Consider the following 12,080-nt stretch of genomic DNA (forward strand, 5'->3'; position numbering starts at 1 on the left):
GCGCGTCACGGGCAGGTCTTCTTGGCAGGCTGCTTGCCGTCCAACAGGTAGGCGTCCACTGTGCGCTGGATGCAGCGATCGCCGGTGTCGTAGGCGCCGTGGCCCTCACCCTTAAGGGTGACCAGGGTTGCGGAGCCGCCCAGCTCCTTGGTCAGGGCAGGTGCCCAGCCGTAGGGCGTGGCGGGGTCGCCGGTATTGCCCACCACCATGATGGGTGCCGCGCCTGGGGCGCTGACCTCCTTAGCGGCTTTGTCGCCTTTGATCGGCCAGCCGGTGCACGTCAGCATGCCCCAAGCGATCGATGGGCCGAAGATGGGCGACGCCTTGCGAAAGCGGGGCAGCGCCTCTCGCACTTCTGCCCGGGTGTAGCGGTCGGTCGTGTCGGCGCAGCTGATAGCGGTGTTGGCCGCCACAAGGTTGTTGTAGTGGCCCGTCTCGTCGCGGCCTATCCGCAAGTCGGCCAGGGCCAGCAGAATGTCGCCCTTGCCCTGTCGCGCTTCTGTGACGCCTTGCGTGAGAAGCGGCCAGAGCTGTTTGGAGTAGAGGGCGGTAAGAACGCCAGTGGTGCCCAGGCTCTGGGTGAGTTTGCGTTCGCCACTGGTCGGAAGCGGTTTGGCGTCCAGGGTCGTCAGGAGTTTCTGAACGGAGGCCACGACATCCTTGCCCAGCGGGCATGGCGCGGCGCAGGCGGCCCCATAGTTGCCCAGCGCCCGTTGGAAGGCCGCAGCCTGCTGGAGGCTGAGGTTCTTTGTGCTCACCTTGGTGTCGACGGCGCCGTCGAGGACGGCTCGTCCCACCTGCTTGGGGAACTGGTGAGCGTAGTTGGCGCCCAGTTCCGTCCCGTACGAGATCCCGAAGTAGTGCAGGCGCCTGTCCCCCAGCGCCTTCCGGATCATGTCCAGGTCCCGGGCCGCGTTGATCGTGCCCACGTGCGGCAGGACCTTGCCGGAGCGCGCCTTGCAGCCCTCGTCGTACGACAGGAGCTGGCTGATGAGGGCCCTTTCCTCGGCGGCGTTGTCGGGCGAGCCGTCCATTGCCGCCATCCGGTCCATCTGCGTGTCGTCCACGCACGTCACCGGGGAACTCTTGCCCACGCCGCGCGGGTCGAAGCTGACGAGGTCGTAGCGTGTGTTGAGGTTCTTGTAGGCGGGCGCGGCCCGGGAAAAGACGTCCACTCCGGAGGCGCCGGGCCCGCCGAAGTTGAACACCAGGGAGCCGATGCGGCGGGCCGGCTGTGTCGCCTTCGCCCTGATCAGCGCGAGTTCGATGGTCTCGCCGTCGGGCTTGGCGTAGTCAAGCGGTACCTTGACCGTGGCGCACTCGAACTTCTGGCAGGCCTGCCAGGAGAGCGCCGGGTTCTTCTGCACGTCACTGCCGCAGGCCACCAGACCGAAAGCGGCCACAAGGACGACGCTTACCGCCCCTGTGTCGGGTATTGAGACCCTCCATACCATTCGTCCCCTCCGTTCTCTCACGGGGGGCCGGTGCTGATCTACCCAGGTGCTCTTATGCTGACTCCTGATCAAGAGCCACCCTCCCCCAAAGGTCCGGAGGCGGCATCAGGGTCGTACTACTCAAGGCTGAGATGAAGACCATTCGTCGCGGTGATCTCAAATAGGTGGCCGCACCGCAAAGATAGGGAGCATGGCCCAAATCGCCCCACCCGCTCCTCGAGGCCAGACCGAACAGGCCCGCCCCGCCCCCGCGCGGCGGGCCGTCAGCGTGCCGGAGGTCAGGCGGATCTCCGTGCCGCCGGTGTGGCGCGAGTTGCTGCTGATCGCGCTCTTCTATGCCGGTTATACGCTGACGCGCATCGTTCTGGTTCAGGACGGGACGGGACCTGCCTTCGCGAACGCGGATCAGATCCTGGCCACCGAGCGGTTCCTGGGGATCGACGTCGAACTCGGTCTCAACCAGATGTTGCTCCAGGTGCCGTGGCTGGCCCGTACCGCCAACATCTTCTACGCCACCGCCCATTTCGCGGTGACGCTGGCGATCGTGGTGTGGCTGTACCGCCGCAGACCGCAGGACTACCGCTGGGCGCGCACCGGGATCATGATCGCCACGGGCGTGGCGTTGCTGGGCTTCTGGCTCTACCCGCTGGCGCCGCCGCGGTTCCTGCACTCCGAGGGGTTCGTCGACCCGGTCACCGCTCTGCACTCGCTGGGCCTGTATGCGAGTGACGCGTCCGGCACCCTCACCAACCAATACGCGGCGATGCCGTCGATGCACGCGGGCTGGGCGATGTGGTGCGGTTTCCTGCTGGTCCGGCTGGCCGCGCGGCGCTGGGCCAAGGTGCTCGGCGCGATCTACCCGGCCACCACGGTCTTCGTGATCCTCTCCACCGCGAACCACTACATCCTGGACGCGGTGGCCGGGATCGCGCTGATCAGCGGGGCGATGGCCCTGTCGTGGGTCCTCTACCACCGGTGTCCGGAACCGGTTCTGGCCCTGCGGGACCGTACGGCGTCCCTGCTGGCACAGCGGTCGCGGGCACGGCCGAGACCCGCCACGGCCGATTCCGGCGCGGTCCGAGGTGCACAGGAAACCAGCATTTGAGATCCTTGACGACATGGCCAGGCTGGCCGCTGCACCAGGCCCCGGCCGCCACCCCGCGGTGGCGGTCCGGCCCCGGCTGCGGACCGAGCTGCTGCTCCTGCTGATCTGCTACGGCGCGTACGAGGTCGTCCGCAACCTCGTTCCGACCGACCACGCGATGGCCGCGCACCGCGCGTACCTGATCCTCGATCTCGAGTACGCCGTGAACCTCGACGTCGAGTACGCCCTCAACCGGCTCTTCGCCGAACACACCTGGATCGCGATCCCGGCCAACTACTTCTACGCCACGATGCACTTCGTCGTGACGATCGGCGTGATGCTGTGGCTGTACGTTCGGCATCCGGGCCGCTACCCGCTGTACCGGTCCCTGCTCTTCGCGACCACGCTCATCGGGCTCGTCGGATTCTGGTTGTTCCCGCTGGCCCCGCCGCGGATGCTGCCCGGCTTCACCGACACCGTGATCAGCTTCGGCACGTGGGGCATCTACGACTCCGGGCCGACCGCCGAGGTGTCCAACCAGTACGCCGCCATGCCCTCGATGCACATGGCCTGGGCGCTCTGGTCGACCACCGCGATCATCACCATCGTCCGGCGGCGCTGGGTGGTGGCGCTCGCGGTGAGCTACCCCGCGCTGACCGTGGTGATCATCATGGGTACGGCCAACCACTACATCCTCGATGCCGTGGGCGGCGCCGTGGCTCTCGCCCTCGGCTACGCCCTCGCCCTCGGCGCCTTCCGCGCCTCCACGCTCGCCCTCCTGTCCCGCGGCCATCCCCTCATCTAGCCGGGGACCGTTCGGCCGGGGATCATTCGGCGCCGTAGAACACCCGGTCCACCACGGCGCGCGCCCGGCGGGCGTGGCGGCGGTAGTCCTCCAGCAGGTCACCGGTGCCGGGGTAGCCGAGGACGCTGGCCACCGCGCTGCGCTCGCGATGGTGGTCGGTCGGGAGGAGATCGGAGGCCCGGCCGCGCACCAGCATGATCACGCCGCGGATCCGGGTCGCCAGCCGCCAGGCCTCCGACAGCACCCGGGCGTCGTCCTCGTCGAGCAGGCCGGCCCCGACGGCGGCGTCCAGGGTGGCGAGGGTACGGGTCGTACGCAGCGCGGGGACGTCGTGGGCGTGCCGGAGCTGGATCAGCTGGGCGACCCATTCCACGTCCGACAGGCCACCGGGCCCGAGCTTGATGTGCTGGCGCCGGTCGACGCCCCTGGGCAGGCGTTCGGACTCCATTCGGGCCTTCAGCCGCCGGATCTCCCGGACGGTGTCATCGTCGATGCCGCCCTCCGGCCATCGCACAGGGTCGATGAGGGTGCGGAAACGTTCGCACAGGTCGCGGTTGCCGATGATCGGGTCGGCGCGGAGCAGCGCCTGGCTCTCCCAGGGCGCGGACCAGCGGGCGTAGTACGCCGCGTACGAGGCGAGGGTGCGGACCAGCGGGCCCTGCCGCCCCTCGGGACGCAGGTTCGGGTCGATCTCCAGCGCCGGGTCTGGGGCGGGCAGCGCCAGGAGCCTGCGGAGCTCCTCGGCGACCGCGTGGGCGGCGCGGCTGGCGGCGCGTTCGTCGGCACCGGGCAGCGGATCGTGGACGAACATCACGTCGGCGTCGCTGCCGTAACCGAGCTCGTGGCCGCCGAACCGGCCCATCGCCACGACCGCCATCCGGGTCGGCAGCGGCTCCCGCCGCTCCATCTCGATCTTGTTGATGGCGGCCTGCAGCGCGGCCTCGACCGTGACGGTCGTGATGTCGGTGAGCGTCTCGCCGACCGTACGGACGCCGGCGAGGCCGAGCAGGTCGGCGACCGCCACCCGGAACAGCTCCCGGCGGCGCAGCCCGCGCACCACCGCGACCGCGGCCTCGCTGTTGTCGACGAGATCGCCTTCGGCTCTGCGCTTGTCCGGATCGCCGTCGGCTCTGTGCCTGCTCAGATCGCCTTCGGCTCTGTGCCTGCTCAGATCGCCTTCGGCTCTGCGGCGCACGGCGGCCATCGCCTCCACGCGCAGCGTCTCGTACGGCCGCGGCGTGAGTTCGGACTCGCTGCCGAGCATCGCCACCGCCTCCGGCGCGCGCAGCAGCAGGTCGGTGGCGTAACGGCTGGACGCCAGAACGCGTGCCATCCGTTCGGCGACCGTCACCTCGTCGCGCAGCAGCCGCAGGTACCACGGGGTCGTGCCGAGCGCGTCGCTCACCCGCCGGAACCCGAGCAGCCCGGCGTCGGGATCGGGGGCGTCGGCGAACCACCCGAGCATCACCGGCAGCAGCGTCCGCTGGATGGACGCGCGCCGCGACACCCCGGAGGTGAGGGCCTCGATGTGCCGGAGCGCGCCCGCCGGGTCGTTGAAGCCGAGCGCCTCCAGCCGCACCCGGGCGGCCTCGGGCGTGAGCCGGGACTCCTCGCCCGGCAGCCGGGCGACCGCCAGCAGCAGCGGCCGGTAGAACAGCTTCTCGTGGATGCGCCGCACCTCGCGGGCATGCCGCCGCCACAGCGCGGTGAACTCCCCCACCGGGTCGGTGCGCAGCCCCAGCGCACGGCCCAGCCGGCGCAGGTCGATCGGGTCGTCGGGCACCAGGTGGGTACGGCGCAGCCGGTGAAGCTGGATGAGGTGCTCGACGCGCCGCAGGAACCGGTAGGCCGAGGCCAGCGCGGCCGCGTCGTCGCGGCCGACGTAACCGCCGTGGGACAGCGCCTCCAGCGCCTCCAGGGTCCCGGCACCGCGCAGCGTGGCGTCGGCGCGCCCGTGGACGAGCTGCAGCAGCTGTACGGCGAACTCGACGTCGCGAAGCCCGCCGGGACCGAGTTTCAACTGGCGTTCGGCGTCCTGTCCGCGCTCGGTCAGGTGGGCCTCGACGCGGCGCCGCATCGCCTGCACGTCCGCGACGAAGTTCTCGCCTCCCGTGGCGGGTGTCTCACCCTCCCGGCCACGCCCGACCGCCCTCCAGACGATCGGCGTGATCGTCTCCATGTAGCGCCGTCCGAGCTCGGCGTCACCCGCGACCGGCCGTGCCTTGAGCAGCGCCTGGAACTCCCAGGTCTTGGCCCAGCGCTCGTAGTACGCCCGGTGGCTGGCGACCGTCCGTACCAGCGGCCCCGCCTTCCCCTCCGGGCGCAGCGCCGCGTCGACCTCCCACAGCGCGCCTTCCTCGGTGCTGGCCGAGCACGCGCGCATCAGGGCCGACGCCAGCCGGGTGGCGGTGCGCAGGCCCGCCTCCTCCGGGTGCCCCTCGCGCGCCTCCGCCACGAAGATCACATCGACGTCGCTGACGTAGTTGAGCTCCCGGCCGCCGCACTTGCCCATGCCGATGACCGCCAGCCGGCACGCCGCGCACTCGGGCACCGCGGCCCGCGCCACCGCCAGCCCGGCCTCCAGCGCGGCGGCCGCGAGGTCGGCGAGCTCGGCCGACACCTGGCCGACATCGGCCGCGCCGATGAGGTCGCGGCCGGCCAGCTGGAGCAGGTGCCGCCGGTACGCGGCGCGCAACGCCACAAGTGTCTCGGTGCCCGAGCCGCTCGCGACCGGTTCGGGCCCGGCCGGATCGGCGCCGACCGCGCGCAGCAGATCCGCCCGGACGGTCGCGGGGGAAGCGGCTTGGAGCGCTCCATCCCCGCGCAGGACCTGCCAGTCCGCAGGGTGGCGGGCAAGGTGATCCCCCAGGGCCGCGCTCACCCCGAGCACCGTGAAAAGCCGTTCCCGGGTCGCCGGGTCCTTGTGCAGAACGGCCCGCAGCTCGGCCCCGTCATCCCCCGCCGCGGCGAGCAGGCGCAGGACCCCCGTCAGCGCGAGATCGGGATCCGCGGTGGCGCCGAGCGCGTCCAGCCGGCCATCACCGAGCACGCCGTCCGGATCCTCCTCGATCAGCCGCCTCTCCGCGAGACCCGCGTCGGTGAAGCCGAGTCTGGCCAGGCGACCGGCCAGCGAGGGACGACGATCAGGAGTCCACGGCTGCTGCACGACTCCACCGTAATCGGACGGCCCCGCCGCGGAAGAGCAAGCTCGTAGCCGGAAGATCTCGATTACGTCAACGCTCCCCCGGGACCATGCCCTCGAACAGGGGTGGCCGTGTGAACCGCCGAGGATCTTGAGGCGTCTCCTTCTTCAAACGATCAGCCCCGCGAGATCTGCCCCTTGAGCTCCCCGAAGGAGACACGTGAAAACAAGCTCGGTATCGGCGTTCAGCGCCGCGGCGGCGATCGTCGTGGCGATCGGCGCGGTGGTGGCGGTGTCGGCGTCGGAGGGGGAGGCGCTGGACGCCGCGTTGACGGCGGGTGCCACGGCGCGCAAGCCCGCCAAGGCCTCCGACTTCAACGGGGACGGGCGGCGTGATCTCGTGGCCGTGAGCCCGGAGGGGTGGGTGAAGGGGCGGCCGCAGGCGGGATTCGTGACCGTGGTCTACGGCGGCCCCAAGGGACTGAACACCAAGGCACGGCAGACGATCGACCAGGACAGCCCAGGGATTCCGGGCTCGCCTCAGGAGAGCGGTGCGTTCGGCGAGTCGGTCGGCTCAGCCGACTTCGACAGGGACGGGTACGCCGACCTTGCGGTGGGCGGGCCGTGGAAGCAGGGCGTGGTCATCGTGTACGGCGGCTCCCGTGGGCTCACGGGGCGCACGGTGCACCTGCCGGTCAGCACGGACGAGGCCGGCACGAAGATCACGATCGGGGACTTCAACGGCAACCGGGTCCCGGATCTGGTGTTCAAGGGTGGTCGCGGCGTCGCCGAGTACTGGACCTTCAGCGACATCGGAGGGCGTGCCGTACCGGGCGTCCGGCACCGGGTGCCCGCCGACGAGGGCATGACGTTCAACTATCCGACCGCGGCCGACTTCAACGGCGACGGTCACTCCGATCTGGTCGTACAGGTCGTGGGCTCCATCGACGGCGGGCCGTCCCCGCAGTTCCTCCAGCTGCGGCTCGGGTCGAAGAAGGGCCTCGGCCCGGCGCGGCAGATCAACCGGCCGACCGGCGACGTGGCGGCCACCGGCGACGTCAACGGCGACGGCCGGGCCGACCTCGTCACCCGCGGGCAGACCACCGACGCGCCCCGGCAGGAGGGGGCGATCATGGTCTACCTCGGCACCCGGACCGGACTCGGCGCACCGAAGACGTTCACTCAGGACACCCGGGGCGTGCCGGGCACCGGTGAGAAGGGCGACGAGTTCGGGTACCGGATCGCGGTCGGCGACGTCAACGGCGACCGCAAGGCCGACGTCGCGATCGGCGCCCCGTACGAGAACGTGGGCAAGGTGACCGACGCGGGCACCGTCACGGTGCTCTACGGCGCCAAGGGCGGGCTCACCACCAAGGGCGCACAGCTGTTCGGCCAGGACAGCAAGGGCGTGCCGGGCGGCGCCGAGAAGGGCGACACGTTCGGCCGTGGCCTGTCCCTCGCCGACCTCAACGGTGACGGCCGCGCCGAACTCACGGTCGGCACGCCGTACGAGAACGGGTACAAGCTCGCGGGCACGTCGCAGTACGTCTGGCCCGGTCGCCTGTACGTCTTCACCGGCACCCGCGCAGGCCTGACCGTCAAGGGCGTCAAGAATCTCGGCCCCGCTGACATCGGCGTCACCCGGCACAACGCGCTGCTCGCCGATCCGCTGCTTCCGTAAGGCGAACGGCTCGGCCCGGACGCGCGCCCCGGGCCGAGCCGTCCCTAGGCGAGCATCCGCTACAGGACTGCGATCACAGGACCGCGATGAGGCGCTGGCGCTCGTAGGCGGTGACCTGGCGGCGGTAGTCCTCCCACTCCTGGCGCTTGTTGCGCAGGAAGAAGTCGAAGACGTGCTCGCCGAGCACGTCGGCCATCAGCTCGCTGCGCTCCAGGGCCCGGATGGCCTCGTCCAGGCTCTGCGGCAGGGGCTCGATGCCGAGCGCGCGGCGTTCGGCGGCCGTCAGGGCCCAGACGTCGTCCTCGGCGCCCTGCGGCAGCTCGTAGCCCTCCTCGATGCCCTTGAGCCCGGCGCCCAGGATCGCCGCGAACGCCAGGTAGGGGTTGGCGGCGGTGTCCAGTGACCGGAACTCGATCCGGGTCGCGTGGCCCTTCTGCGGCTTGTACATGGGGACGCGGACCAGCGCTGACCGGTTGTTGTGGCCCCAGCAGATGTACGACGGCGCCTCGCCGCCCGCACCCGCCGTGGAGCCGACGCTGCCCCACAGCCGCTTGTACGAGTTGACCCACTGGTTGCACACCGCGGTGATCTCGGCGGAGTGGCGGAGGACGCCGGCGATGAACGCGCGGCCGACCTTGGAGAGCTGGAACTCGGCGCCCGGCTCGTAGAAGGCGTTGCGGTCACCCTCGAAGAGCGACATGTGGGTGTGCATGCCCGAGCCCGGGTGGTCGGTGAAGGGCTTGGGCATGAACGAGGCGAACACGCCCTGCTCCAGCGCCACCTCCTTCATGACCAGCCGGAACGTCATGATGTTGTCGGCGGTGGTGAGCGCGTCGGCGTACCGCAGGTCGATCTCCTGCTGGCCGGGGGCGCCCTCGTGGTGGCTGAACTCCACCGAGATCCCCATGGCCTCCAGCATCATGATCGCGTTGCGCCGGAAGTCGTGCGCGGCGCTGTGCGGGGTGTGGTCGAAGTAGCCGCCCGAGTCCACCGGGACCGGCTCGCGCCCGTCCTCCGGCCGGTCCTTGAGCAGGAAGAACTCCACCTCAGGATGCGTGTAGAACGTGAAGCCGAGGTCGGCCGCCCGGGCCAGCGCCCGCTTGAGCACGTAGCGCGGGTCGGCGAAGCTCGGCGTGCCGTCGGGCATGAGGATGTCGCAGAAGATCCGGGCCACCCCGGGCCCCTCGGACCGCCACGGCAACACCTGGAACGTGGACGGGTCCGGCTTGGCGATCATGTCCGCCTCGTAGACCCGGGCGAAGCCCTCGATCGCCGACCCGTCGAAGCCGATCCCTTCGGCGAAGGCACCTTCGAGCTCGGCGGGCGCGACCGCGACGGACTTCAGGAAGCCGAGCACGTCGGTGAACCACAGCCGGATGAAGCGGATGTCGCGCTCCTCCAGCGTGCGGAGCACGAACTCCTGCTGACGGTCCAAAGTCCTCTCCCTACCGATCGCCGTGCCGACTTCCTGCGTATGCCGGTATTTCTGCGTATGCCCCTGCCGGCCGCCGTCACACAGAGTTTCCGCAGGTGCCGACAGGTCCAGTCTTCTTCGCAGTATGCCCCGGCGCTGTTTCGAAGACGTTACAAGCCCAAGATCACGTCGCGGCCGGGGAAGAAGCCGCACATACCGTCACCCCGAACTCTGCCATACGACCTGCGGCCCCCTGGCAGCCCCCACCCGACCACCCTCCCAACGGACAAGCTCCGCTTGACTGGATTTCCCGAGTTTTGACGTGGCGATCTCCAGGAGGACCCGGGGGGATCATTAGCGTGGATCACCTCGTGGACGCCTTCCTGCTGCTCTCGCTGACCGACCGGGTCGCGGCCCTGGCCGCCCCGTCGGTCATGCATCCGCACGCCTGGCCTCTGGGTGAACGGGTGGGGGCGTGGGCCCGCAACCGGGGCCTGGTGCTGGGTGATCCGGACACCTCGCCGCTGGGCCGCGGGCGGTTCGAACGGCTGGCGGCGCGGATCTTCCCGACCTCCGAGCTCGAACGGGTCGAGCTCTTTGCCCGCTGGCTGACCTGGTCATTCGCGCTGGACGACACGTTCGACGACACCCCGACGGGAGCCAGCGCGACCGCCGTGCACGGGCTGTACGACGACCTGCTGAAGGCGATGCGCCGTGGCCACGCCAAGCCCGGGGCCCGGCCGCTGGAGGCCACGGTCGTGGAGCTGTGGCAGGCCACCACCGGCGGCATGACCCGCGACTGGCGCCGCCGGTTCCTGCTGCACATGGAGGAGCACCGGACCGGATGCGCGGACGAGGCGGTCGGCCGTCGGGTGGGCGGCACCCCCGCGCAGGACGCCTATCCGGCGCTCCGGCGGCGGGCCGCCGCGCCGTTCCTGTACGACCTGATCGAGCCGGTGCTGGGCGTGGAACTGCCGCCCCTCCTGCTCGCCACCCCGGTGTGGAAGACCTTGATCGATGGCACCGCCGACGTGCTGGCGTGGTGCAACGACATCGCCTCGTACGCCAAGGAGGCGGCGCACGGCGACGTGCACAACCAGATCATGGTGCTGAAGGCGGCCCACGGATTCGAGCCGGCGCAGGCAGCCGGATGGATTCTGGACCGCATCGTCCACCGCGTGCTGGACGTGCAGGAGGCCGCCCGAACGATGGGTGACTCGCTCGGGCCGTTGCGGCTCCCCCAGGAGGCGCGCGGCGCGGCGGCCCAGGTCGTCCGTGCCCTCCTGGACGCGCCGCGGGCTTACCTGGACTGGCTCGCCGAGTCCGGCCGCTACAGCCAGTCCGGCGGTACGGGCCGCGCCGCGCTGCTGCCCGGTCGGCAGCGGCCGCGCCTCGACGCCTTCGCCTCACTGCGGTGACGGAGATCACTGCCTGAGGAGATCACTGCGCCGACGGAGACTCCGCCAAGGCGTCTCCAGCCCTGGTACGCGTGTAGAGAACGCGGCGGCCGAGGCGGTGCCCGGTGACCAGCCCGCAGGCCCGCAGGACACCGAGATGCTGGCTGACCGCGCCCGGCGTCACGTTCAGCCGCCGGGAGAGCTCGGTGGTCGAGGCCGGTGAGACGAGCGCGATGAGCAGTTCGGCGCGGCGCCGTCCGATCAGGGCGGCGAGGGCGTCCGGCGGCGCGGCGGGGCTCGACTCCCAGAGGGTCGCCACGCCGTACGGCGGGTAGCTGAGCATGGGCTGGTACGGCGGCACCATCACCGAGACCTGCGGCCAGACGAAGACGCTGGGCACCAGCAGCAGCCCGCGCCCGGCCAGCTCGCCCCGGTAGTCCCACCAGCGGTCGACGAAGAGCGTGTCCCCGCGCCAGCGGACGGCGGGGTCGAGGTCGGCGAAGACACCCTCCGCCCCGTTCGCCGCCAGGGCCCGTGTCCGCCGCAGCACGTCGCCTTCCAGCAGGTCCGAGATCCCTTCCCAGTACGGCTCGACGGCGGCGTTCCAGAACCGTTCGAGCTGGTCGCACAGCACCTCCAGGGACCGCGCGGGCTCATCCGCCATCACCTGCCACGACGCCCCGGCGGCGTTCTCCCGTCCGCTGTCTCCCCGTCCGCTGTCTCCCCTTTCGGTGCTCCCCCACCCCGTCCAGCGGAGCTCCTTGGCGACGACCTCGGGCGGCGTGGCCCGGACGATCTCCAGCTCGGCCCCGAAGTCCGGCAGCGGCGTCTCCGGCGGCGGGGTGAGGAAGTCCGGGATGTAGCCGGTCGGCGGGACCACGCTCCGCAGGAGTTCGAGGTCGAGCCCGCGCAGCCTTGGCCGTACGGCGCGCACCCACGGCAGGTGAAGGGCGCGCCGGGACGGGTCCGCGAGCACCCGCAGCCCGTGCACCAGCTCCCAGAGCGGAGAGAACGCGAACCGCACCCGCGCGACGTCGTCGATGCGGAAGACGAACTCGATCATTTAGCTGACGCTAAATGATTTTCGGGATCATCACACCGTC

At 70.8% G+C, this 12,080-nt stretch carries 8 protein-coding genes; 4 read left to right on the forward strand and 4 right to left on the reverse strand.

Annotated features, from left to right (window positions below):
• Window positions 1-5: 5 nt before the first annotated feature.
• Entirely contained in the window at window positions 6-1,403 is a 1,398-nt protein-coding gene (locus F8566_RS26195) for an alpha/beta hydrolase (protein WP_225993541.1), read from the reverse strand.
• 241 nt (window positions 1,404-1,644) lie between these two features.
• Here F8566_RS26195 and F8566_RS26200 point away from each other — a divergent pair, with 241 nt between their 5' ends.
• Window positions 1,645-2,559: a phosphatase PAP2 family protein gene (locus tag F8566_RS26200; RefSeq protein WP_225993542.1), complete on the forward strand. Its 915-nt coding sequence runs from the start codon at window positions 1,645-1,647 to the stop codon at window positions 2,557-2,559.
• A 13-nt stretch (window positions 2,560-2,572) separates the two neighbouring features.
• Entirely contained in the window at window positions 2,573-3,343 is a 771-nt protein-coding gene (locus tag F8566_RS26205) for a phosphatase PAP2 family protein (protein ID WP_151564398.1), read from the forward strand.
• A 22-nt stretch (window positions 3,344-3,365) separates the two neighbouring features.
• Here F8566_RS26205 and F8566_RS26210 read toward each other — a convergent pair whose 3' ends face one another.
• On the reverse strand, window positions 3,366-6,509 hold the full coding sequence (locus F8566_RS26210) for a bifunctional [glutamine synthetase] adenylyltransferase/[glutamine synthetase]-adenylyl-L-tyrosine phosphorylase (protein ID WP_151564399.1): 3,144 nt from the start codon (window positions 6,507-6,509) through the stop codon (window positions 3,366-3,368).
• A 196-nt stretch (window positions 6,510-6,705) separates the two neighbouring features.
• On the opposite strand from F8566_RS26210, the gene F8566_RS26215 reads away from it, so the two are divergent.
• Window positions 6,706-8,166: an FG-GAP-like repeat-containing protein gene (locus tag F8566_RS26215; protein WP_151564400.1), complete on the forward strand. Its 1,461-nt coding sequence runs from the start codon at window positions 6,706-6,708 to the stop codon at window positions 8,164-8,166.
• 73 nt (window positions 8,167-8,239) lie between these two features.
• Here the strand turns inward: F8566_RS26215 and glnA are convergent, their stop codons facing one another.
• The gene (glnA, locus tag F8566_RS26220) at window positions 8,240-9,601 is read right to left on the reverse strand and encodes a type I glutamate--ammonia ligase (protein ID WP_151564401.1); all 1,362 of its coding nucleotides are present in this window, start codon (window positions 9,599-9,601) and stop codon (window positions 8,240-8,242) included.
• A 338-nt stretch (window positions 9,602-9,939) separates the two neighbouring features.
• Here glnA and F8566_RS26225 point away from each other — a divergent pair, with 338 nt between their 5' ends.
• Window positions 9,940-10,998, forward strand: a complete 1,059-nt coding sequence (locus F8566_RS26225; RefSeq protein WP_192809868.1) for a terpene synthase family protein — start codon at window positions 9,940-9,942, stop codon at window positions 10,996-10,998.
• A 22-nt stretch (window positions 10,999-11,020) separates the two neighbouring features.
• Here F8566_RS26225 and F8566_RS26230 read toward each other — a convergent pair whose 3' ends face one another.
• Window positions 11,021-12,040 (reverse strand): DUF5937 family protein, encoded by a 1,020-nt coding sequence (locus tag F8566_RS26230; protein WP_151564402.1) that lies wholly within the window; start codon window positions 12,038-12,040, stop codon window positions 11,021-11,023.
• Between the last annotated feature and the right edge of the window lie 40 nt (window positions 12,041-12,080).

The organism is Actinomadura rudentiformis (genome assembly GCF_008923185.1).
In the GTDB taxonomy this organism is placed as follows: Bacteria; Actinomycetota; Actinomycetes; order Streptosporangiales; family Streptosporangiaceae; genus Spirillospora; species Spirillospora rudentiformis.